Here is a 23,970-nt window from a genome sequence, read left to right as displayed (position 1 = left end):
AATTTAAAATCTAAGAACTTATATAAGAAAAATAACTTCTTCTTACAGTTTTATTTTTGTTAAAAACAATATTATGGAAAAGTTTACAGAAAAAGAAGCCCTAGATTATCATAGTCAGGGCAAGCCTGGAAAAATTGAAATTATCGCAAGTAAACCAATGTCTACCCAAAGAGACTTAGCACTTGCCTATTCTCCAGGTGTTGCCGTGCCCGTTGAGGCAATCGCAAAAGATCCATCTAAAGCTTACGACTACACCAGTAAAGGAAATACTGTTGCAGTAATATCAAATGGATCTGCAATTCTAGGGCTTGGAAATTTAGGTGCCCTTGCTTCAAAACCAGTAATGGAGGGAAAAGCTGTTTTATTTAAAAGATTTGCTGATATTGATTCAATTGATATCGAAGTTGATTCACAAAATGCAGATGAAATTATTAACTGTATTGCAAAAATTGGAAATAGTTTTGGAGGTATTAACTTAGAAGACATTGCATCTCCAGACTGTTTTATTATTGAACAAGAATTAAAAAATAAATTAAAAATTCCAGTATTTCACGATGACCAGCATGGAACTGCGATTATTACAGTAGCTGGAATTTTAAATGCATTAGAAATTGTAAAAAAATCAATAAAAAAAGTAAGAATTGTTGCAAATGGTGCAGGCGCTGCAGGCATTTCATGTATTTCATTGTTAAAGGCAATGGGCCTACCTGATGAAAATGTGGTCATGCTAGATAGAGATGGAGTTATCTACAAAGGCCGACCTAAAGTAGATCAATTTAAATCAACCCATGCCGTAGATACAAAACTTAGAACTTTAGAAGAGGCTATGAAAGGAGCGGATATATTTTTAGGTTTATCTGCAAAAAATGTAGTAACTCCAGCTATGGTAAAATCCATGGCAAAAGATCCAATTATTTTTGCCTGCGCAAATCCAGATCCTGAAATTCTTCCTGAATTAATCGAACAAACAAGAAGTGATGCAATTATTGCAACCGGAAGATCTGATTATCCAAACCAAGTAAATAATGTTTTAGGTTTTCCTTACATCTTTAGAGGAGCCCTAGATTGTAGAGCAAAAACAATTAATGAAGAGATGAAAATTGCAGCTGCAAAAGCCATAGCAGATCTTGCAAAAGAGGATGTTCCGGATGAAGTGGTTGCGGCATATGGTGGTGAACGACCAAAATTTGGAAAAAATTATATTATTCCATCTCCCTTTGATCCAAGATTAATTAGAAATGTCTCTGCAGCAGTTGCTGAAGCTGCTATGAAGAGTGGCGTTGCTCAAAAAAAGATTGAAGATTTCTCAGCTTATAAGGATAGTCTTGCTGCAAGATTAGATCCTTCCGTTGGTTTTTTACAAAATATCTATGCCCAAGTTAGAAAAAAACAAAAAAGAGTTATTTTTGCTGAAGGTGAAGAAGAGTCTATGTTAAGAGCTGCAATTGATTTTAAAAATAATGGTTTAGGTACACCAGTTTTAATTGGTAGTTCAGAAAAAATTGCACAACAACTTAAGGATCTTGGATTAACCTTAGATAAATCCATTGAAATTCACAATTCTAAAGATGAAAAACAAAGAGAAAGATATACCAATCATATTTATAAAAGATTACAAAGAAAAGGTTTTTTAAAAAGAGATTGCGACCGACTAATTAGAACTAATAGGATTGTTTTTGGATCTTGCATGGTTGATCTTGGTGATGCAGATGCAATGGTCACGGGTGTGACAAGAACTTTTAGCGATACTTTAGAAAATATTAAATATGTGGTTGATGAAAGACCTGGTGAAATTATTTTTGGTCTCACCATTGCTGTTACAAAAAAAGGAACTGTTTTTATTGCAGACACCAATGTTCATGAATATCCAACTGCAGAAAATTTAGCAGATATAGCAATCTCATCTGCTCGAGTTGCAAAAATTTTAGGCTTTACACCAAGAATTGCATTTTTGGCCCATTCAACATTTGGAAAACCCATGTCTGAAAGAAGCATTCACTTAAGAGAAGCAAGAGATATATTAGAAAATAGAAAAGTTGATTTTGAGTTTGAAGGTGAAATGCAACCAGATGTAGCTTTAAATCAAAAATTTAAAACTATTTATCCATTTTCAAAATTATCAGCTCCAGCAAACATTCTAATTATGCCAGCAATTCATAGTGCTGCAATTTCTACAAAGTTACTTAAAGAGCTTGGCGGCTGCACATTGATTGGTCCATTATTGATTGGGTTAAATAAACCAATTGAGATTGCAACGTTAAGATCAAAAGTTTCTGATATTTTCAATATGGCAGCCATCGCTGCTTTTTCATCGGACGTTATTAATTATAAGAAAAATTAAAGATAATTTTTTCTAGATAAATTATCAGCAAGAATAATGCTTGGAACAACTTCTACAACATCCGGAATTAATTTAGCTTCTTTAATAACCTCTTCCATTTCAGCTGTAGTTCTCGCCATTCCATAAATATAAATTTTTCCATTAATTGTCTCTAAATTATAATTTCGAGAATTAATTTTTTTATTAATTAGTAAAGCAGCACTAAGTTGTGATGATATTAAAATATCTTTTGCTCTTTGTTTAAAAGAAGTCTCATCTGCGATCACAATATCGTTTCTCACTGCTTTAATTCCTGCAGTTTCCCAAGCAAATTTTGTAAGTTTTAATTTATCTTCAGCATTTTCAACTCGACCACTTAATAAAGCTGTCCCATCAATAACTTTTACGTTTAGGAAAATTTGTTTGTAGTTATTTTGAATTATTTTTTTCATAATTAAAGTCTCTGCTAACTTGTCATCTAAATATAATCCGGGTGAACGTGGATCTAAATTTATATTAACGCCAATTCCAAAAACAGTTGATGTTAAATTTCCAATACAAGAAGTTAAAAATAGAGATATAAAAATGACTTTTAAAAATTTCATTATTTTTTATTGAAAATTAAAATTTTTTGATAAATTTCTTTTTTAGAAAATTTAAATTTTTTAGCTAAATATTTAGCAAGATCTGCAGTTTTCATTTTTTTTGATAAATCTAAAATTTCTTTATTAATATCAATATTTTGATCTTTATTTTTATTCGCCTCAGATGACAATACTATTGTCACCTCACCTTTTAGAACAACAGTTTTAATTTTATCTAAAATATTATCCAAGTTTCCTTTTATAATATTTTCATGAATTTTTGTAATTTCTTTAGCAATTGTAATCTGCCTATCCCCAAGAAATTCTTTCATTTCTTTAATAATTGAAACTAAATCTCTGGCTGGCAAGAAAATAATTATAGAACTTTCTAAATTTGAAAATTGTTCATAGACTTTTTTTCTCTCTCCCAATTTTTTAGGTAAGAATCCATAAAAATAATAATCATCACTATAACCTGCCAAACTAAAAGCGGCAGTGACAGCGGATGGTCCAGGAATTGAAATAATTTTTATATTATTTTTTTCAATCTCGTTAATTAATATTTTTCCAGGATCAGATATTAAAGGAGTGCCTGCATCACTAATAAGTGATACTATTTTATTTTTTTTAAAAATTTCTAATATTTTTTCAACAGACTCTTTTTCATTAAATTTATGATATGAAAATAATTGAACTTTAATATCATAATAATCTAATAATTTTTTTGAAACTCTTTTGTCTTCACATAAAATAATGTCTGATTTTTTTAAAATATTTAACGCACGAATGGTAATATCAGCTAAATTTCCAATAGGCGTTGAGACCAAGTAAAGACCCTTTTCTAAATTCTGATCAATAAACTTAATATTTTCCATAATTAATATTTAAAATATTTTTTTATTTTACTAAATGCTTTATAACGATGACTGATTTTATCTTTAAAATCAGCCTTCATCTCCCCAAAAGTTTTTTTATATCCCTTTGGAATAAATATAGGATCATAACCAAATCCGTTATTTCCCCTAGGTCTAGTTGAAATTTTGCCACTAACAGTCCCACTAAAAGTTTTATAATTTCCATTTGGAAAAGCGATAGCTAGGGAACAATAAAACCGAGCAGCGTTTAATTTCTTTAAATTGTTTTTTTTCTTTATTTTTATATAAACTTTTTTAATAGCTATTTTAAAATTTTTATTTTTGCCTGCCCAACGGGCTGAGTACACTCCAGGTTCTCCACTTAAACTTGAGATTTCAAGTCCAGAATCATCAGATAAAGATACTAATTTAGATTTTTGTGCACAATATTTTGCTTTTATTACTGCATTTCCTTCAAATGTTTTTGCATTCTCAATTGGTTCCAAAAGATTAAAATCTTTGGGACTATAAAAAGTAATATGCTTTGGTAATAATTTTTTTATTTCTAAGAGTTTTCCTTTGTTGTTGGTTGCTATCAACAAAGATTTAATATTTTTTAAACTACTTAACTTATTTTCCAAAACAAGACTTTTGCTGTTGTATTATTTCTTTAATTCCATTTTTTGAAATTCTCAGCATTTCATTTAAATCTTCATCTGAAAATGTTTTTCTCTCTCCTGTTGCCTGAATTTCAACAAGCTGCATATTTTCTGTTATAACAAAATTTGCATCAATTTCTGCCTTACTATCCTCTTCATAATTTAAATCTAATAGAATTTTACTATCTACTATTCCGCAGCTTATAGCTGCAATATATTGCTGTATTGGATTTGTTTTAATGTCCTTTTGTCTAAGCAAGTGATCAATACATAATTTTAATGCAACAAAACCACCCGTGATAGCAGCTGTTCTTGTTCCACCATCTGCAGTTAAAACATCACAATCAATGGTAATTAATTTTTCATTTAACAATCCTAAATTAACAACTGCTCTTAACGACCGTCCAATTAATCTTTGAATTTCAGATGTTCTACCCCCAATTTTGCCAACTGCTGCTTCCCTTCTCATCCTCTCATGGGTTGATCTTGGCAACATTCCATATTCTGCTGTAACCCACCCTTTTCCAGAACCAACAAGCCATCTTGGAACTTTTGTATCCACTGAAGCGGTACAAACCACTTGGGTTTCGCCAAATCTTACAAGGCAAGAACCTTCAGAATTTTTAATAAAATTTGGAATTATCTCAATTTTTCTCAAACTAAGATTGTCTCTGTTATCTTTTCTCATAATAAAGCTAGAAATTCAAAATATAGTACCTATATATGACAAAAAAATTATAAAGTATTGCTTTAAATATATAGTCTTATGAATAACAAAGAAGAAACTACTCCTATTAAAGATCAAGATACAAAAATTGATAGCCAAGAAAATAATGGGACTGAACTTAATTTTGAAAAAAATTTAGAAAATAATAATGAAGATAATCTAGAAAATAATCTTGAAAAAAAAATTGAAGAGTTAAATGACAAACTACTTCGCTCTTTAGCTGAAAACCAAAACCTTAGAAAAATTCATGAAAAAGAAAGGGAAGACTTAATAAAATATAGTTCCTCCTCCTTTGCAAGAGAGATTTTAAATCTTGCTGACAATTTAGAAAGAGCTTTTGGTTTATTTAAAGATAATCCTAAATTTAAATCAGATGAATTTAAAGATACAATGTTAGGCATAGAACTTATTGAAAAAGAATTAATTAATAGCTTTGATAAAAATGGTATTAAGTCCTTTGAATCTATTGGTAAAAAATTTGATCCTAATTTTCATCAAGCGTTAAACGAAGTTGAAAGCGAACAGGAAGATGGAATGGTGATTAATGAGATTCAAAAGGGTTATATGTTAAACGATCGTCTTTTAAGGCCAGCCCTTGTATCCATCTCGAAAAAAAAGGCCACTACCAACTCATAAGGCAATAAAGTCAAATAAATTAAGGGTTTTTAAGTTAAAAAAATTTAGCCTTAAAGGTTGTAATCTTTAAATTAAACACCACATAGGTTTAACAAATTAATAAAAAATAGAATTTTATGTCAAAAATAATTGGAATAGATCTTGGAACAACAAACTCATGTGTTGCCATTATGGATGGTGCGCAGCCAAAAGTATTAGAAAATGCTGAGGGAGTTCGAACAACACCATCAATTGTTGCATTCACAGAAGCTGGAGAAAAATTAGTTGGTCTTCCTGCAAAAAGACAGGCAGTTACAAATCCTGAAAATACTTTTTTTTCGGTCAAAAGATTAATTGGTAAAAGTTTTGATGATTCTAATTTAAAAAAAGATATCCAAGGACTTCCCTACAAAGTTATAAAATCCGATAACGGCACTGATGCCTGGGTTCAGTCTCGTGATAAAAAATATTCACCAAGTCAGATATCTGCATTTGTTTTAATGAAGATGAAAGAGTCTGCTGAAAAATATTTAGGCAGTGAAGTAAAGCAAGCTGTAATTACAGTTCCAGCTTATTTTAATGATGCACAAAGACAAGCAACTAAAGATGCTGGAAAAATTGCAGGTCTTGAAGTTTTAAGAATTATAAATGAACCAACTGCAGCAGCTCTTGCTTACGGACTTGATAAGAAAAAAGCAAAAACTATCGCTGTATATGATTTGGGTGGCGGAACCTTTGATATATCTGTTCTTGAGTTAGGCGATGGAGTTTTTGAAGTTAAATCTACAAATGGAAATACTTCTTTAGGTGGCGATGATTTTGATGCGGTTGTTACTGATTATATTATTGAAGAATTTAAAAAAGAAAGCGGCATTAATTTAAAAACTGATAAGTTAGCTTTGCAAAGAATTAGGGAAGCTGCTGAAAAAGCTAAAATTGAATTATCCTCTTCTGCACAGACAGAGGTAAATTTACCATTCATTACTGCAGACAAAACTGGTCCAAAACATGTTAACATGAAAATCACAAGAGCAAAATTAGAAGCTTTAACTGCAAAATTAATTGAAAAGACAATTGAGCCTTGCAAAATTGCACTAAAAGATTCCGGCTACACAGCATCTGAAATTAATGAGGTTATTCTTGTTGGTGGAATGACAAGAATGCCAAAAGTTGTTGAAACTGTAAAAAATTTCTTTGGCAAAGAACCAAATCAAAGTGTTAATCCTGACGAGGTTGTTGCCTTAGGTGCAGCTGTTCAAGCGGGAGTATTGCAAGGAGATGTAAAAGATGTGCTCCTTCTTGATGTCACTCCTTTATCCTTAGGTATTGAAACTTTAGGTGGAGTATTTACAAGATTAATTGATAAAAACACAACCATCCCAACTAAAAAAAGCCAAGTATTCTCAACTGCAGAAAATAATCAGCCAGCGGTGACCATTAGAGTTTTCCAAGGAGAAAGAGAAATGGCAAATGATAATAAATTACTTGGTAATTTTGAATTAACTGGAATTGCACCTGCTCCAAGGGGAGTTCCTCAAATTGAAGTAACCTTTGATATTGATGCAAACGGAATTGTAAACGTTTCAGCAAAAGACAAAGGAACTGGAAAAGAGCAAAAGATTCAAATTCAAGCATCGGGCGGATTAACCGATGAAGAAATTCAAAAAATGGTTAAAGAGGCAGAAGCTAATAAAGAAGCTGATAAAAAGAAAAGAGAAGAGGTAGATGCAAAAAATCACGCAGACTCTTTAATTGCCTCGACTGAACAAAGTTTAAAAGAACATGGAAGCAAAATTTCTGAAACAGATAAAAAAACAATTGAAAAAGATATGGAAGATTTAAAAGAAGCGATTAAAACTGACAAAACTGAAGATATTAAGACTAAAACTCAGCAACTCATGACTTCTTCTATGAAACTAGGTGAGGCAATTTATAAAGCTCAGCAAGAAAAACCTGAGGATAATAAAGGTGATGCTAAACCAGAGGACAAAAAAGATGTCGTTGATGCAGAGTTTGAAGAAGTAAAAGACGATAACAAAAAAACAGGCTAATCATTCATTAGCTTTTGAACCTGGTTTAATATGCCTAAAAAGGACTACTATGATATTCTTGGCATAAATAAAAAAGCATCTCCTGAAGAAATAAAAAAAGCATACAGAACTTTAGCAATGAAACATCACCCTGATCGAAATCAAGGTGATAAAACTGCAGAATCCAAATTTAAAGAGGCCTCCGAAGCTTATCAAGTACTATCGGATCCTAAAAAAAAATCTTCCTACGATCAGTTTGGCCATTCTGCCTTTGAAGGCGGGGGCGGAGGTACAGGTGGATTTGATTTTGGTGGATTTGAAACTGGGGGATTTTCTGACATCTTTGATGATTTTTTTGGAGACTTTATGGGCTCTGGTCGAGGCGGAGGGCGATCTAAAAAATCAAGATCTAATAGAGGATCAGATTTAAAAATTAATTTAGAGGTTAGTTTAGAAGAGGCTTATTTTGGAAAAAAACAAACCATAAATTTATCATCAAACGAAAAATGTGAAAAGTGTTCTGGTAGTGGAGCTGAACCTGGCTCAAAACCAAAAAAATGCTCAACTTGCGACGGCTATGGAAAAGTTAGAACACAGCAAGGCTTTTTTACACTTCAACAAACTTGTCCTGACTGCGGTGGAGATGGAGAAATGTTATCAAATCCTTGTAAAGATTGCAGAGGATCTGGCGCAGTTAAAACTAAAAAAAATCTATCCATTCAAATTCCAAAGGGAGTTGATGATGGCACACAAATGAGATTATCTGGAAAAGGTGATGCGGGTTACAGAGGGGGATCCAATGGAGATCTATATGTTTTAATTAATGTTCAAAAACATAAAATTTTTCAGAGATCAGAAGAAAATTTATACTATAAACTCCCTATTTCTATGACTGATGCGGCACTTGGTGCTGAAATTGAAGTTCCAACCATTGATGGTGGAAAATCAAAGGTTAAAATCCCAGAAGGAACTCAATCTGGAAAACAATTTAGATTAAAGGGCAAAGGAATGCCCATTTTAAGAGAAAATGATTTTGGCGATCTTTACCTTGAAACTAATGTGATAATTCCAGAGTCTTTAAGCAAAGAACAAAAAGACTTGCTCCTAAAATTTAAATCTTTAGAAGATTTAGATAATAACTCTGAAATAAAAAATTTTTTTAATAAAGCTAAAAAGTTTTGGAGTGGAGATTAATTTTTAAGACTGACATAATTGATTTATTGTCACTATTTAAAATTTTTTAAATTCAGACTATATTTAAATTATTTAATAATTAAAATTTACAAATCTATTTTACGTGTCGATATCTTATAAATTAGAAAAAGGTAAATCACTTCATTTAGGCGGAAAATTAAATGATGCAAAGAAAATATACCAAGATATTCTTTTAACAGATCCTGATAATTTTTTAGCAAATCATTTATTAGGAGCATTAGAAATTCAACTTCAAAATTACAATAATGCGGAAGGTTTCATAAGAAAAGCAATTAAACTTGACCCTAAAAGCCATTCTACCTTTAATAATCTAGGTGTTGTTTTGAGAGAGCTAAACAAGCATAAAGAATCTTTGGATGCCTATGATAAAGCTGTTGAGTTAAAACATGATTATGCTGAAGGGTACAATAATCTTGGCGTAGCTTATAGGAATTTAAAAGACTATGAAAAATCTATAGAAAACTATTGTAAAGCCTTAGAATTAAAATCTAATTATGCAGAAGCTTATAATAACAGAAGTATTGTATATCGTTTACGAAAAGAATTTAAAAGAGCTTACGATGATGCATGCGATGCAATTAAATTAAAATTAGACTACGCCGAAGCTTATTATAACAGAGGTTTGGTCTCATTTGAAACTAATCAATTTGAATTTGCTTTAAAGGATTTTAATTTATCAATTAATTATAAAAAAAATTTTGCAGACGCTTATAGCGCTCGTGGGGATTGTTTTTTTAAGTTAAAAAATTATTATGAAGCAGTAAGTAGCTATAAAATAGCTATGAAAACCGCTCAAAAATTTAAATTTAAATTTCTTATCGGTAATATTTATTTTTCTTTAAGTCAGGTTTGTGACTGGGATAATTTAAAAAAAATTAATAATCTTTTTGAAAAAACGATAGAAGAAAATATAACCATTGAACCATTATGGCTAATGTACTGGAATGATAATTTAGAACTACAACAAAAAAATCTTAATAATTATATAAAAACTAATAATTTCGATATTTCAACAAAACTAAAATTAAAAAAAAATGATAATAAAAAAATACATATAGGTTATTATACTGCTGATATTAGATTGCACGTAATGTACTTTTTAATTTCAGAAATCTTAAAATTTCATGATAAAAATAATTTTATAATTACAGTATTTTCGTTTAAAAGTTCTAAAGACCTAAATTATAGAAATAATATTAAAGAAAACTGTAATGATTTTATTGATGCTGAACAATTAAGTGATGAGCAAATAGTTCTACTATCAAGAGAGAGAAAAATTGATATTGCTATTGATCTTAATGGGTTTACTGAATTTAACCGGTCTAATTGTTTTTCAAAAAGACTCGCTCCAATACAAATTAGTTATTTAGGTTACCCTGGATCCTCAGGGATTAAAAATCTTGATTACATTATTGCAGATGAGTATTTAATTACTGATGAGTTTAATAAATTTTATTCAGAAAAAATACTAAATTTACCTGGATGCTATAGAACGCATTATGTTTCTAAACATAGTGAAAATAAGAATAAAATGACTAAAGAAATTTTTTTATTAAATGAAAATAAATTAATTTTTGGCTGCTTTAATCATCCTAGCAAAATTAATGAAAATATTTTTAATGTCTGGACGAAAATTTTAAAAAAAATTCCGAATAGCGTTTTATGGCTAATTGAACATAATCTAGAATTTAAAAATAATCTTTTAGCTAGCGCCTGTAAAGAAAATATTGATCCTTCAAGATTAGTATTTAGAAAAAAATTACCAATTGAAGAACATCTTAAAACTTACAAATTAATGGATATATTCCTTGATACTTTCCCTTATAATGGCCACACAACGCTCTGCGAAAGTTTATATGAAGGAACACCCGTGATAACATTAACTGGAAAATCTTTTGCAAGCAGGGTTGGCGGAAGCATTCTATATAATTTAAATATGAAGGAGATGATTACACACAATCTATTAGAGTACGAAGAAAAAATTCTTGAAGTTGCATCTAGCCCTGACATCTTAAAAAATATAAAAATTAATTTAAAAAATAATATTGATAAAAGTCATGTATTTAATCCTAAAATTTATGTGAAAAATCTTGAAAAAATTTATTATAAATTAATGCAAAGAGAAAATTTTTTAAATACTTAACCTTTAAATGAAAAAAATTAATGTCACCATTACTGGGGCTCTTGGACGCATGGGTCGGATATTAATTAATCGAATATCTAAAAATAAAAATTTTAAACTCATCAGTTTAACTGACTTAAAAGATGGAAAAAAAATTAAAGGCATCAAAATACAAAGTAATAACTTAGAAGCTTTTAAAGAAACTGATGTTATCATCGACTTTTCAAGACCAAAATCTTCAATTGAAATTTTAAATTTTGCTAAAAAATTAAAGAAAAAAGTTGTCATTGGTACAACGGGTTTTACAAAAAAAGATGAAAATATTATAAAAAACTACTCAAAAAAAATTGCTATATTTAAATCAGGCAATATGAGTTTAGGAATAAATTTACTTGAATATATAACAAAAATTTTATCAAAAAAAATCCCAAATAATTATCAAATCGGGATTTCAGATAATCATCATCAAGCAAAAATAGATTATCCATCGGGCACCGCTCTAATGCTAGCAAATGCTGTTGCAAAAGGTAAAGATAAAAATTTAGATAAATTAAAAGGGAAACTTTATTTAAATAAAAAAGGAGATCTTCAAAATAGTAAGGTTAATTTTTTTATTACACGAAAAGGCAAAACTGTTGGCAAACACTCAGTTATTTATAATAACAAAATTGAAAATATTGAGTTAAAACATACTGCTTTTTCAAGAGAGTTATTTGCCGATGGAGCATTAAATGCTGCTATATGGATAAGTAAAAAAAATAAAGGCTTATTTAATATGCAGGACATGTTTAATCTTAAATAAATACAATTCTTATCTTTTTTAATGGAGTTAAATAAATCACAGGCCTTAAAACTTATTAGATTTTTAAATCAATCTATTAAAAATCCTGAAACTTCACTTAAGTATAGAAATCAATTTACACTCTTAACTTCTGTTGTTCTCTCAGCTCAATGCACGGACACAAATGTTAATAATGTCACAAAAGATATTTATAAAAAATATTATACACCCAAGCATTTTGCTGATCTTGGAATTACAAAAATAAAAAGAATGATTAAAAGTATTGGGCTTTTTAATATGAAAGCTAAAAACTTATATAATCTTTCAAAAATCTTAGTTGAAAAATATCAAAGTAAAGTTCCAAATAATTTTGATGATTTAATAAATCTTCCCGGCGTTGGTAGAAAAACAGCAAATGTTGTATTAAACGCTGCTTTTAATAAACCGACCATAGCAGTGGACACACACGTATTTAGAGTGAGTAACAGAACGGGTTTAACAAATGGTAAAAGTCCAAATCAAGTAGAAGAACAGCTGTTAAAAATTTTACCAAACAAATTCCTAAAGAAGGCCCACCATTTAATCCTTTTGCATGGAAGATATGTCTGTAAATCCAGAAATCCAGTTTGTACAAAATGTGTAATTAATAAAATATGTCTATATAAAGATAAAAATGTCTAAAAAAATTCTTGGCATTGGCAATGCTATTGTAGATGTGTTTGTAAAAGTAGATGATGATTTTCTATTAAAAAGTAATCTCACCAAAGGTTCAATGAAACTTCTTGAAAAAAAAGAATTCGAGAATTTAAAAAGTGAAATTAAGATTGAAAAAATTGAAGCAGGCGGCTCTGTTGCAAATACTATGGCTGGCATCGCTTATCTTGGAGGAAATCCATCATTTATTGGTAAAATTAACTCTGACGAGTTTGGAAAAATTTATAAAAAAAGCCTTGAAAAAATAAAAGTAGATTTTCATTATATCGAAAAGAATGAAAATTTATCTACCGGTGCCTCTATAATTTTTATTACACCGGACTCTGAAAGAACTATGTGTACCTATCTTGGTATTTCATCGCAGCTGACAAAAGATGATATTATTGAAGATCACATTAAAGATCATGAAATTATTTTCTTAGAGGGCTATCTTTGGGATAAAGGAATGAGTGAAGAAATGTTTAAACACGTCATTAATATTGCCAAAAAAAATGATATTAAAATTGCAATGAGTTTATCTGATATTTTTTGCGTTACTAGACATAGGGAGGATTTTTTAAAATTGCTTAAAAATGATTTAAATATTCTAATTGGAAATGAAAATGAAATAAATGAATTAGTAGAAAAGAAGAGTTTATTAGATAGCATTGAAGTGCTTAAAAAAATTAATAAACTTATAGTTATAACAAGAAGTCAAAACGGCAGCCTAGCTATTTTAAACAATAAAATTATCAATTGTAAAAGTATTAACGTTAAGAAGGTTTTAGATGTAACTGGCGCCGGTGACTTATTCGCATCAGGATTTTTAAAGGAATACCTAGATCATTCAGACATAAAAAAATGTCTTGAGAGGGGCTCTGAAATTGCTGCAAAAATTATTCAAAAAGTAGGGGCAAGAATCTAACTATAAATAGTAAAGAGAATTTTTTTCAATTATAAAATTTTCATCCAAAAAATACTTACTAATTTTTTTTCTTAAACGATGCAGATGAGTTTCAAAAGCATGAGTGTCCAAACCAATATTATATTTCCATATACTTTTAAGCAAAAAAGACTTGCTTAAACCATTATTATTTTTTAATGCTAAAATTAACTCTAACTCTTTTTCAGTAAGCTTAATTTTTATTTTGTTTTTTTTTATTGACCTTTCATTAGAGTCAATTTCATATCCTTTTATAATTATTCTAGATTTTTTTAAAAAATTATATTTTGTTACTAAAATATTTAAGATCTCTTTAAACGACAAAATTTCAATAGGTAGCTCTAAACTAATTTGAAAATCAGTTAAAATTAAATTATTATTTTTAATATAACTTTTATCTTCTAATAATAAAACAACTGGATCGCTTTCTAATAAAAAATTTTTTACTTCTCTTATTTTTAAATTCTCAGCAAATAAAACTTTAACTGATATATTTTTATTTATATTAAAATTTTCTTGACCTATGGGATTTAACAAGTTTTCAAGCTCAAGCTCATTTAATATGTTAGAAAACGATTTTGATCCTAAAATACTAAGATGAATACTATTCATAAAATTATATATATTACATAAATCATGATTATTATAAATAAATCTGGAAACTTAAAATACAAATATCTAAAGTTCAAATGCACTTTAGGCAAATCTGGAATTGGTGAAAAAAAAAGAGAAGGTGATAATATAACTCCAAAAGGAGTTTATAAGATAACAAATGTTTTTTATAGGAAAGATCGAATTAGTAAAATAAATCCCAAATTGAGCCCAATAGTAATTAAGAAAAATATGGGCTGGTGTGATGATTTTAAAAGTAAAAGATATAATCAATTAGTCAAGTTACCAAATAAGTTTGGATATGAAAAACTTTACAGGAATGATAATTTATATGACATAATATTAGTGTTAAATTATAATACTAATCCAATTGTAAAAAAAAAAGGAAGTGCTATTTTTATTCACGTATCAAAAAATAATAACAAAACAAAAGGCTGCATTGCACTAAAAAAAAAGGATCTTTTATTATTATTGAATGTAATTAATAAAAATCAAAAGGTAAAAATTAGCTAAATTTTAACTCTCGGTCCAAAAATACCAGTTCCCACTCTTATAAAAGTAGAACCATATTTAATAGCTTGCATATAATCAGAGCTCATGCCCATGCTAAGATGGTTTAGATTATATTGAATAGAAATCTCATTTAATTTTTTAAAGTAAGTTTCAGGATTAGAATGGACTGGCGGGATGCACATTAAGCCAATAACATATAATTTTAAATCTTTAGTACATTTTGAGTAGAATGCGTCAAAGTCATTAAACAAAATTCCTGATTTTTGGGGTTCATTAGCTAAATTTAATTGTATGAAATACTTTATCTTTTTTTTTTGTAATATTTCTTCATTTGCAAGCTTTTCAGCTAACTTAATATTATCTAAGGAATGTATGTATGAAAAAACTTTAAATACATCTTTAACTTTATTAGACTGCAGTCTACCTATAAGATGAATTTTTAAACTTGTATTAGTCTTTAATACTTCTGCCCATTTATCGGTTGCCTCGTTAACCCGGTTTTCACCAAAATGAAGATGACCAAAATCAATTAGAGGTCTTATTTTATCTAAAGAAAAATTTTTACTTACAGCAATAATATCCGTTTTATCAGATATTAATTCTATTTCTTTTTTAATTTTGATAAAATTATTTACAACAATCATAAAGATATGAAATTTAATGAAATTAAAAAATTTTTTTTTTTAGAACACATTAATACTCAACTTATAAATAGCATACTTCAATTTAAAAACTTAAGTTTAATTTATTACCCTAAAAAAGACTATGATTATGAAAAATTGGTTGAAATTTGCAAATTTTCAAAAAAAAACAAGATTAACCTATATTTGAAAAACAATGTCCAGCTTGCAATTAAATTAGCATTAAAAGGTGTTTATATTTCAAGTGATAATAAAAAAGCAAATGTTAAAAGTTTTAACCATCGTAAAATTGAATTTATAGGTGTCGCTCATAACTTAAGAGAATTTTTTTTCAAGAAGAAGCAAAATTGCAATTTAATATTTTTGTCACCCCTTTTCTTTAATAATAAATTTTCTAAGAATAAAACACTAGGAATAAAAAAATTTATGCTATTGAAGACTAACTTGAACTATAATTTTGCAGCCCTTGGAGGAATACAAGAAAAGGATATAAATAAATTAAATCTAATGAAAGTTAGCAGTTTTGGATTTGTTTCTTTACTGTATAAAAAAAGCCCACTAACTTTTTTTAAAAGTTAGCGGGCTTTTATTTAAAACTTTTACTGTTTAAGATTAATTAGAACTTTGTTCCTAAATAAATTCCAGTAATCTCACCGTCGTTAGCAGCTGAGCCAGCAACGTTTTGAGCTATTTTATGTTGAGCCTGAACTGTAACAGGTCCTAGATTGTAACCCAATGCAACTAGCACTGTTTCTTCATCTTTTAAGCCTGGTCTTTTAGCTTCAGCATAAGTTAACCCAACAGATACATCTTTGTTAACCGCATAGGCAACACCATAACTTCTGCCGTCAGTATCACTTAAGTTAAGTGCTTTTTGCGTAACATCATCAATTGCAAATGTTAATGAGCCTAGGTTATATTTAGCAGCAAGTCTTTGTCCGCCAACTTTTCCACCTGCAGTTGGAGAATCAGCGCGTGCGTACCCCGCAAGAACTGTTAAACCCTTAACTCCAGCATCACCAATGTACGTTAATTCATAACCAGATGGGTTATCAATTGCAGCTGCTTTAGTTAGCGTATTTCCAATGTCTGTAGTTGCTGTGTTATTTGCATGAGGTGTGTAGTATAAACCAAATTGACCACCTGCTGCTTTTTGTGCAACTCCTATTCCCCAGCTACCATATAAAGATGCTCCAGATGTTGGGTAAATTGAAGCGGCATTATTTATACCATCAGCACCAACGTAACCAAAACCAACTAAGTTAGTATAATGGGCATCTGTGTTTTGAAAGTGATCTACACCAACTGAAAATGTTGTATTTCCACTTATGAAATCAATGTAAACGTTTTCTTGTTGTTGACCAACAGCTACGTTCTTAGTGATAGCTCCACCAGTTGTTGCGGCACTGTCTCCACCATCAAACTCTAAAGAAAAACCAGCAACGTAATCTAATCCGTTATTTAATTTTCCCTTATTTGAGATGTTAATTTGTGACTCTCTACCAAAAGTTCCAAGATCATTGGCTTTATTTTCGGTAGCATTTCCAACGCTAAAGTAAGAAATCCCTAAATTACCAGAAACTGTAGTTTGTGCACTAGCAGCACCAGCAAATAAAGATCCAACTAAAGCACTTGTTATCATTAGTTTTTTCATGTTTTTTATTTGTTAGTTGTTAAAAATTGTTTAGCGACTAAATTACTAAACAAACTTAAAGGTTTTTTACTATAAAACTAAGAGTGCCTTCAATGTTTTAAGAATTTTTTACGCATTTTCGAATATTATGTTGCATAAAAGACACATCATAAATTGTTGATATTATTGTAAATTTAATGAAATATGGTTTTTTATGAAAAAAATTACATATTTGTCGTTATTTATAGGCATTTTTTTAGTATCTTGTGCAAAAGTCGACCCTGTTACAGGAGAAAAAATTCTTATTGAAACCAATCCCCAAGCAAAAGCAAAAAAATTTAGTGAAGAACGAGGAGGGCTTTTTGGTGCTATTGGAGCAAAATCTTCAACGAATAATGTTGAATTTTCTAACTCCAATCCTTTGTGGAGAGCAACTCTTAAATCCTTAGACTTTTTACCTTTGCTTAATGCAGATTATAGCGGCGGAATTATAATTTATGATTGGTACTCTCAATCTAATAATCCTAAAGAACAAATAAAGATTTCGGTTCAATTCTTAAGTAATGAGTTGAGGTCGGACTCTATTAAAATATCAGCACATAAAAAAATTTGTGAAAGTATTGATCGCTGCTCCAACTCCACCCTTGATCAAAATTTTGCAAATTCTATAAAAGATAGCATTATTACCTCAGCTCGTACTATTAAGATCGAAGAAGCTAAAAAAGAAAAAAAATAATTTTTAAGGGATGGAAAAATATAATCCTTTAGTCGTTGAAAATAAATGGCAGTCTTTTTTCGAAAAAAATCAAATATTTAAAACTAAAAAAAATTTAGGTAAAAAATTTTATTGCCTTGAAATGTTTCCTTATCCATCAGGCAACATTCATATGGGACATGTTCGAAATTATACCTTAGGTGATGTAATTGCGAATTACAAAAGGCTTAAGGGTTATAATGTTCTTCATCCTATGGGCTGGGATGCCTTTGGTCTTCCTGCCGAAAATGCAGCCATTCAAAATAAATTACATCCTGTAGTTTGGACTAAAAAAAATATTGCAGTTATGAAAAGTCAATTGCAACGACTTGGTCTTTCCATTGATTGGGATAAAGAAGTTTCAACTTGTGATGAAAATTATTATAAACAACAACAATCATTATTTTCTTTTTTCTTTAAAAAAGGCCTAGTTTATAAAAAAGAAAGCTATGTAAATTGGGATCCCATCGATCAAACAGTACTTGCAAATGAGCAAGTTATTGATGGCAAAGGTTGGAGATCGGGAGCAATCGTTGAAAAAAAAAAATTAAGTCAGTGGTTTTTAAATATTACAAAATATTCAGATGAACTTTTAGAATCCCTTGAGAATTTAACGGGCTGGCCTGAAAAAGTTAAATTAATGCAAAAAAATTGGATTGGGAAATCCATTGGGTGCGAGATTGATTTTTTAACAAATAATAATGAAAAAATAAAAATTTTTACGACTCGACCTGATACAATTTTTGGAGCATCCTTTATTGCAATTGCTCCTGATCATCCTTTCACTCAATTTTTTGAAAGTGATGGAAATTTTTTAAAATTTAAAAAAGAAGCACTTAAAAATATCGCAATTGAATCTTCATTATCAAAAAATGAAAAATTAGGTTTTAAAACTCCTTACTTTGTTCATCACCCATTTATTAAAGATAAAAAATTGCCAATTTATGTGAGCAATTTCATACTTTTGGATTATGGCACAGGTGCAATTTATGGCTGCCCAGCCCATGATCAAAGAGATCTGGAGTTCGCATTAAAATATAAATTAGAGGTATTGCCTGTTGTATCACCTAATAAATCTCAAGATATAAAAATTAAAGATGAGGCTTATGTAGATGATGGTTTTATAATTAACTCTGATTTTTTAAACGATCTTAGCGTTAATGAAGCGAAGAGAAAAATAATTAAAATTGTTGAAGATAAAAAAATTGGAAATTCTAAAACAATTTATAGATTAAAAGATTGGGGAATATCAAGGCAAAGATATTGGGGTTGCCCTATCCCAATTCTTTACCGTGAGGATGGTAAAATAATTCCTGTTCCTGAAAAAGATTTACCCATTACACTTCCTGAGGACATTGATTTTAATAAACCTGGAAATCCTTTGGAAAACCATCCAACATGGAAATATACAAAGTGCCCAGAAACTGGCATGAAGGCTATTCGTGAAACAGATACCCTTGATACCTTTGTAGATTCCTCTTGGTATTTTTTAAGATTTTGTTCACCCAAAGAACAAAAGCTTCCATTTAATGAAGAGAATGTAAACTATTGGATGCCCGTTGATCAATATATTGGTGGAGTTGAACATGCAATTTTACATCTTTTATATTCAAGATTTTTTACCCTTGCTTTAAAAGATGAGTTTAAATTTAAATTTTCAGAACCATTTCAAAATCTTTTTACCCAAGGAATGGTTTGTCATCCAACCTTTAAAACTGAAAAAGGAGATTGGGTATTTCCAAAGGATGTAAAATTTGAAGATGGAAAATATTTTTTAAATAATAAGTTAAAAGTTTTAAAGGGTGACAGCCAAGCAATGTCAAAATCAAAGAAAAATATTGTAGATCCAGATGATATTATAAAAATTTATGGCTCCGATGCGGTAAGATGGTTTATATTATCTGATAGTCCTCCAGATCGTGACATTCAATGGAGCGATAGCGGTATTCAGGGAGCTTATAAATATGTTCAAAAAATTTTTCGGACATGTGAGAAAATATTAGATTACCAAAAGACAAATGAAAATTTTGATAAAAATTTTTTAATTAAAGTTGATATTTTAGTAAAAGAAATCTCAGACTGTGTTGAAAAATTTCAAATGAATGTTGCAGTTGCAAAATTATATACCTTTTTAAATCTTCTCAATGATGAAATTGAAAAATTAGGGGTTGGTAAAAAAAGTTTAATTGATGTTTTTAAAAAATATTTAATAATTATCTCAGCTTTTATTCCATATGTTGCAAATGAATGCTGGGAAAAAGTTACAAAAAAAACAGATCTTGCTATTCAAGAGTGGCCTAAATTTGATAATGAATCATTAAGAAAAGATGAATTTAATGTGGTTGTTCAAATAAATGGTAAAAAAAGAGCAATTATCAACGCTATCCACAATGAAACGGAGGAGAGTATTTTTAGTAAATCCTTAGCAATTAAAAATATAAAAGTTATATTGGAAAAAACTACTATAACAAAAAAAATTTTTGTAAAAAATAAATTGCTAAATATTGTCACCAATGAAAAATAAAATACTAATAACAATTTTACTTCTTGTCGTTATCTCAGGATGTGGATTTTCTCCTATTTATGTTGGAAATCAAAAGCAAGTCATTATTTCAAAATCAGAAATCGTAGGAGATAAAGATCTTGCATTTAATCTTGAACAAAAATTAAATTTTAAAAAAGATGAAAAAGATATGAATGCTTATATATTTAAAGCTCAAATTTATGATACCGCAGAAAGCTCTATAGTAGATAATAGAGGAATAGCCACTGAGGAAATTATAAAACTCACTGTTAGTTACCAGTTTCAAGATAAAAACGGAGTAGTGATCTACCAAGATGCTATCTCAAAAGATAAGCGAGTTGCAGTTACTGATAATTTATCAAATAATTCTATCATCAAAAATAATGAAAAAAGAATATTATTAGACTCTATAATTCAAAATATATTATTTAAATCTAAAGTCTCATTAAGATAGTTTTAATGATTGTAAAATCACAAGAAATCTCCTTAAAAAAAAAAGATTTCTTCCTTAATAAAATCATTGTCCTTTATGGAGAAAATCAAGATTTAATAAATGATTTGAATGATCAAATTCTATCTTTGTGTGAAGTTAAAAATCAAAATTCAAAAGTTATTTTTGAAGATGATATTTTAAAAAAACCAGATGATATTACTAATTACTATTTAAATGGATCATTATTTGAGGAAAATAAAAATATAAATATTATAAAAAATTGCTCTGATAAAATTTTAGAAATCATAAATTCTATTAAAAATAATATTCAAGATACTTTAATAATTATAAATTCTGAAATTTTGCAGAAAAATTCAAAGTTAAGACAATTTGGTGAATACGACAGGATCTCTATTTGCATACCTTGTTACCAAGAGACAAAATTTGATATAAAGAAATTTTTAATACAACAAGTTCAGATCCATAAATTAGAACTTAATGAAAACCAAATTGAGACTATTTTAAATTTTTCATCCCTTAAAAGATCTAAGATCAAAGAAGCGGTTGAGAAAATAAACATTTATAAAAATACCAAAAAAATTACTGATAAAATTATTGAGGAAATTTGCACCGAAAATGATCTAAAAAAAAATGACGAGATTATTGATATTTTATTGTCTAAAAATGAGAAAAACATCAATGATTTTATATCCAACATGTCTAATTATGAAAAAAATTTCATAGAAATTGTCATAATCTTAAGATTATTTATTATGAAAATTTTAGATATTCAAAAAATGGATAAAAAACTTTCAACCGATGAAAAGCTTGAAAAATATAAGCCACCCATCTTTTGGAAGGATAAAGACAGAATTAAGAATATCTTAAAAACTTGGAGTTCTAAAAATCTTGAAAAATTACTAATTAATTTAAATATTATCGAGACAAATTTTAAAAGAGATGAATTAGCCCAAGATACTCAGTTTTTTTATTTTTTAACTCAAAATTTATCTAAAATATCCTTTAAGAACACTAATAATTTTATTTAACTGTTCGAGATTTTTGTATGAAAACTTAATTTCACCTGAATTATTTTTTTTATTTTTAATATCTACTTTTATTCCCATACTAAGCTCAAGTTCATTTTCTAAAGATTTAATATTAGTATCTTTATTAAATGATTTAATTTTTTTTAGTGTTCCGAAAACTTGTTCCTTTTTAACTAAAAATTCAGCCTGCCGAACGGAAAGATTTTTATTAACGATTATTTTAGCAAGTTTAATATTATCTGGAACATTCACTAAACATCTAGCATGTCCAGATGTTAATAGTCCATCTGCAATCATTTTTTGTATCTCTTCAGGAAGTCCTGCAAGCCTTAATGTATTAGCAATATGACTTCTGCTTTTTCCTAAAATTTTAGATAAAGTTTCTTGTGAATAGCCAAATTTTTTAACTAAATTATCATAACCTAAAGCTTCCTCAATTCCATTTAAATCAGACCTTTGAATATTTTCTAAAATTGCAAACTCTAATGATTTTTTATCGTCAATATTTAAAACGATTGCAGGTACTTCATGAATTTTTGCAAGTTGGGCTGCACGCCATCTTCTCTCTCCTGCTACAATTTCAAAATTTTCCTCTGATTTTTTTCTAACTAATATAGGCTGTATTATACCTTGCTCTTTAATTGACTCTGATAGTTCATTTAATAAATTTTGATCAAAATTTTTTCTTGGTTGAGATGGATTTGGAAATATAAAATGAATAGGAATTTTTTCCGCTAGATTTTTTGTTTCAATATTTTCAGGCCCAACGTCACCCATCAATGCTGACAAACCTTTTCCTAAACCTTTAAATTTATTTCCAATCATTTATGCTACTTTTTTTTCCTGTAAATTTTCTCTAACCAAAAACTCTTCAACAAACTGATTATATGCAAGGGATCCTGCACAATATTTATCATATAGGATTACTGGCATCCCAAAGGAGGGAGCCTCGGAAATCCTTACATTTCGTGGTATATTTACGCTATAAACCTTATTTCCAAAGAAATTACGTCCTTCTTTTTCAACATCTGCACACAATTTATTACGCTTGTCATACATAGTTAAAACTATCCCTTGTATTTCTAAATTAGGATTTAAATTAATTTTTATACGATCAATGGTTTTTACTAATTGACTTAAGCCTTCCAGTGCAAAAAATTCAGCCTGTAATGGCACAACTAATGAATGCGAAATTACTAAAGACATAATTGTTAAAAGACTAAGAGATGGTGGACAATCAATTATAATATAAGAAAATTTTTCTTTTTCTAAAATATTTTCTGATCCATCAATAATATTTTTTAATAAAAAAGCTTTTTGAGAATTATTTGCAACTTCAGTTTCTAAACCAGACAATTCTGCATTTGCTGGAATGATGCTTAAATTTTCTATTTTTGTTTTTTTTATACATTCTGCAAAAGAATCTTTTTTTATTAATAAATCGTAAATAGATTTTTCTCTTTCACTTTGAGTTATTCCAACACCTGTAGAGGCATTACCTTGAGGATCTAAATCTATTAATAAAACTTTAAAATTTTTTAAGGCAAGGCCTGCTGCTAAATTAATTGCTGTTGTAGTTTTGCCAACACCACCTTTTTGATTTATGACAGAAATTATCCTAGGCATTTACAACTTTAAGTTGTATTAAGTTTAATGTTTCTGATTTTGATAATAGATGAATCATCCGATGTAATGCTTCTAAATTTTTCTAATTCAAAAGTATATTTTTTTTTAGCATTATCTATTTCCTGTTGATAAGTTTTCCCTTTTAACAAAACTAACTCTTTAATATTTTTTATGTTTCTATAAAGAATATTAATCGTATCTAAAGTAGATTTGAATGCCCTAGAAACTACAGTGCTAGTTTCTAAAAAATCATAAATCTCTAATCTTTTATTCTCAATTTTAACTTTTAAATCAAGTTTTATGCACAAATCTCTTAAAAAGTTCGATTTTTTTGAACTTTTTTCTATTAATATAATATTTCCTTTTAAATTTTCATTTTCCATAAGAATTTTTACGATAATTCCAGGGAATCCAGCTCCAGAACCTATATCTATTATATCTAATTTTTTATCTATTAAATCATATATCTGAGCTGAGTCTTTGAAATGCCTTGTAAATATTGATTTTTCTGTATTTTTACCAATTAAATTAAGTGTTTTATTTTTTTCTATTAAGAATTTATAATATATTTTTAATTTTTCTATTGTTTCACGTGAAACATTGAATTTTTTCTTAAAAAAATCAATATCTTCATCCATTAGA

Annotated in this window: 24 protein-coding genes; 14 read left to right on the top strand and 10 right to left on the bottom strand. The window is 28.7% G+C overall.

All coding sequences use genetic code 11. From position 1 onward, the window contains the following. Positions 1 to 73 precede the first annotated feature (73 nt). Positions 74 to 2,341 carry an NADP-dependent malic enzyme gene (locus CR143_RS06430; RefSeq protein WP_099340952.1) on the top strand — a complete coding sequence of 756 codons (2,268 nt, stop codon included), beginning with the start codon at positions 74 to 76 and terminating at the stop codon, positions 2,339 to 2,341. Here the strand turns inward: CR143_RS06430 and CR143_RS06170 are convergent. The 4 genes from CR143_RS06170 to rph are packed head-to-tail and all read right to left on the bottom strand — an operon-like array spanning position 2,338 to position 5,105. After that, complete coding sequence (locus tag CR143_RS06170) at positions 2,338 to 2,925, bottom strand: BON domain-containing protein (RefSeq protein ID WP_099340951.1); 588 nt, start codon at positions 2,923 to 2,925, stop codon at positions 2,338 to 2,340. The genes CR143_RS06430 and CR143_RS06170 overlap by 4 nt on opposite strands. Then, positions 2,925 to 3,779, bottom strand: coding sequence for a 16S rRNA (cytidine(1402)-2'-O)-methyltransferase (gene rsmI, locus CR143_RS06165; RefSeq protein WP_099340950.1), 855 nt, complete (start codon positions 3,777 to 3,779; stop codon positions 2,925 to 2,927). The genes CR143_RS06170 and rsmI overlap by 1 nt, the downstream gene beginning before the upstream one ends. A gap of 2 nt (positions 3,780 to 3,781) precedes the next feature. After that, the gene (rdgB, locus tag CR143_RS06160) at positions 3,782 to 4,399 is read right to left on the bottom strand and encodes an RdgB/HAM1 family non-canonical purine NTP pyrophosphatase (protein ID WP_099340949.1); all 618 of its coding nucleotides are present in this window, start codon (positions 4,397 to 4,399) and stop codon (positions 3,782 to 3,784) included. Next, positions 4,389 to 5,105, bottom strand: coding sequence for a ribonuclease PH (rph, locus tag CR143_RS06155; protein WP_099340948.1), 717 nt, complete (start codon positions 5,103 to 5,105; stop codon positions 4,389 to 4,391). The genes rdgB and rph overlap by 11 nt, the downstream gene beginning before the upstream one ends. A gap of 78 nt (positions 5,106 to 5,183) precedes the next feature. On the opposite strand from rph, the gene CR143_RS06150 reads away from it, so the two are divergent. The 7 genes from CR143_RS06150 (at position 5,184) to CR143_RS06120 (ending at position 13,525) form a co-directional block, all read left to right on the top strand. Continuing rightward, positions 5,184 to 5,780 carry a nucleotide exchange factor GrpE gene (locus tag CR143_RS06150; RefSeq protein ID WP_099340947.1) on the top strand — a complete coding sequence of 199 codons (597 nt, stop codon included), beginning with the start codon at positions 5,184 to 5,186 and terminating at the stop codon, positions 5,778 to 5,780. Positions 5,781 to 5,896: 116 nt separating this feature from the next. Continuing rightward, positions 5,897 to 7,810 (top strand): molecular chaperone DnaK, encoded by a 1,914-nt coding sequence (gene dnaK, locus CR143_RS06145; RefSeq protein WP_099340946.1) that lies wholly within the window; start codon positions 5,897 to 5,899, stop codon positions 7,808 to 7,810. A 30-nt stretch (positions 7,811 to 7,840) separates the two neighbouring features. Beyond that, positions 7,841 to 8,983, top strand: a complete 1,143-nt coding sequence (gene dnaJ, locus CR143_RS06140; protein WP_099340945.1) for a molecular chaperone DnaJ — start codon at positions 7,841 to 7,843, stop codon at positions 8,981 to 8,983. Positions 8,984 to 9,086: 103 nt separating this feature from the next. Continuing rightward, positions 9,087 to 11,147: a tetratricopeptide repeat protein gene (locus CR143_RS06135; RefSeq protein WP_099340944.1), complete on the top strand. Its 2,061-nt coding sequence runs from the start codon at positions 9,087 to 9,089 to the stop codon at positions 11,145 to 11,147. 7 nt (positions 11,148 to 11,154) lie between these two features. Next, positions 11,155 to 11,928, top strand: coding sequence for a 4-hydroxy-tetrahydrodipicolinate reductase (gene dapB, locus CR143_RS06130; protein ID WP_099340943.1), 774 nt, complete (start codon positions 11,155 to 11,157; stop codon positions 11,926 to 11,928). A 21-nt stretch (positions 11,929 to 11,949) separates the two neighbouring features. Continuing rightward, positions 11,950 to 12,588 (top strand): endonuclease III, encoded by a 639-nt coding sequence (nth, locus tag CR143_RS06125; protein ID WP_099340942.1) that lies wholly within the window; start codon positions 11,950 to 11,952, stop codon positions 12,586 to 12,588. Beyond that, complete coding sequence (locus tag CR143_RS06120; protein WP_099340941.1) at positions 12,581 to 13,525, top strand: adenosine kinase; 945 nt, start codon at positions 12,581 to 12,583, stop codon at positions 13,523 to 13,525. Before nth ends, CR143_RS06120 begins: the two co-directional genes overlap by 8 nt. On the opposite strand, the gene CR143_RS06115 is transcribed toward CR143_RS06120, so the two are convergent. Further along, positions 13,526 to 14,155 carry a winged helix-turn-helix domain-containing protein gene (locus CR143_RS06115; protein WP_099340940.1) on the bottom strand — a complete coding sequence of 210 codons (630 nt, stop codon included), beginning with the start codon at positions 14,153 to 14,155 and terminating at the stop codon, positions 13,526 to 13,528. It abuts the gene before it with no gap. Positions 14,156 to 14,179: 24 nt separating this feature from the next. Here CR143_RS06115 and CR143_RS06110 point away from each other — a divergent pair, with 24 nt between their 5' ends. Continuing rightward, positions 14,180 to 14,668 (top strand): L,D-transpeptidase family protein, encoded by a 489-nt coding sequence (locus tag CR143_RS06110; protein ID WP_099340939.1) that lies wholly within the window; start codon positions 14,180 to 14,182, stop codon positions 14,666 to 14,668. Here CR143_RS06110 and CR143_RS06105 read toward each other — a convergent pair. Next, positions 14,665 to 15,312, bottom strand: a complete 648-nt coding sequence (locus CR143_RS06105; protein ID WP_099340938.1) for a YggS family pyridoxal phosphate-dependent enzyme — start codon at positions 15,310 to 15,312, stop codon at positions 14,665 to 14,667. The genes CR143_RS06110 and CR143_RS06105 overlap by 4 nt on opposite strands. Before the next feature lie 6 nt (positions 15,313 to 15,318). On the opposite strand from CR143_RS06105, the gene CR143_RS06100 reads away from it, so the two are divergent. After that, on the top strand, positions 15,319 to 15,888 hold the full coding sequence (locus CR143_RS06100; protein WP_099340937.1) for a thiamine phosphate synthase: 570 nt from the start codon (positions 15,319 to 15,321) through the stop codon (positions 15,886 to 15,888). A gap of 37 nt (positions 15,889 to 15,925) precedes the next feature. Here the strand turns inward: CR143_RS06100 and CR143_RS06095 are convergent, their stop codons facing one another. Continuing rightward, on the bottom strand, positions 15,926 to 16,963 hold the full coding sequence (locus tag CR143_RS06095; protein WP_099340936.1) for a porin: 1,038 nt from the start codon (positions 16,961 to 16,963) through the stop codon (positions 15,926 to 15,928). Positions 16,964 to 17,156: 193 nt separating this feature from the next. Here CR143_RS06095 and CR143_RS06090 point away from each other — a divergent pair, with 193 nt between their 5' ends. From CR143_RS06090 to CR143_RS06075, 4 genes are read left to right on the top strand one after another with little or no spacing between them, the layout of a single operon-like run. Next, a complete protein-coding gene (locus CR143_RS06090) occupies positions 17,157 to 17,678 on the top strand; it encodes a DUF3576 domain-containing protein (protein WP_099340935.1) in 522 nt (173 codons plus the stop codon). A 10-nt stretch (positions 17,679 to 17,688) separates the two neighbouring features. Continuing rightward, on the top strand, positions 17,689 to 20,220 hold the full coding sequence (gene leuS / locus CR143_RS06085; RefSeq protein ID WP_099340934.1) for a leucine--tRNA ligase: 2,532 nt from the start codon (positions 17,689 to 17,691) through the stop codon (positions 20,218 to 20,220). Next, the gene (locus CR143_RS06080; protein WP_099340933.1) at positions 20,210 to 20,674 is read left to right on the top strand and encodes a hypothetical protein; all 465 of its coding nucleotides are present in this window, start codon (positions 20,210 to 20,212) and stop codon (positions 20,672 to 20,674) included. The genes leuS and CR143_RS06080 overlap by 11 nt, the downstream gene beginning before the upstream one ends. Positions 20,675 to 20,679: 5 nt before the next feature. After that, complete coding sequence (locus CR143_RS06075; RefSeq protein ID WP_099340932.1) at positions 20,680 to 21,702, top strand: DNA polymerase III subunit delta; 1,023 nt, start codon at positions 20,680 to 20,682, stop codon at positions 21,700 to 21,702. Here CR143_RS06075 and CR143_RS06070 read toward each other — a convergent pair. The 3 genes from CR143_RS06070 to rsmG are packed head-to-tail and all read right to left on the bottom strand — an operon-like array spanning position 21,661 to position 23,966. Next, positions 21,661 to 22,527: a ParB/RepB/Spo0J family partition protein gene (locus CR143_RS06070; RefSeq protein ID WP_099340931.1), complete on the bottom strand. Its 867-nt coding sequence runs from the start codon at positions 22,525 to 22,527 to the stop codon at positions 21,661 to 21,663. The two genes, CR143_RS06075 and CR143_RS06070, sit on opposite strands and share 42 nt — an antisense overlap. Next, positions 22,528 to 23,328, bottom strand: a complete 801-nt coding sequence (locus tag CR143_RS06065; RefSeq protein ID WP_099340930.1) for a ParA family protein — start codon at positions 23,326 to 23,328, stop codon at positions 22,528 to 22,530. Positions 23,329 to 23,336: 8 nt separating this feature from the next. Further along, positions 23,337 to 23,966, bottom strand: coding sequence for a 16S rRNA (guanine(527)-N(7))-methyltransferase RsmG (gene rsmG / locus CR143_RS06060; RefSeq protein ID WP_099340929.1), 630 nt, complete (start codon positions 23,964 to 23,966; stop codon positions 23,337 to 23,339). Positions 23,967 to 23,970: the final 4 nt, after the last annotated feature.

The organism is Candidatus Fonsibacter ubiquis, assembly GCF_002688585.1.
Lineage (GTDB): Bacteria > Pseudomonadota > Alphaproteobacteria > Pelagibacterales > Pelagibacteraceae > Fontibacterium > Fontibacterium commune.
The sequence above is the reverse complement of the archived record's forward strand: the minus strand, read 5'-3'. Positions and strand labels throughout refer to the sequence as shown.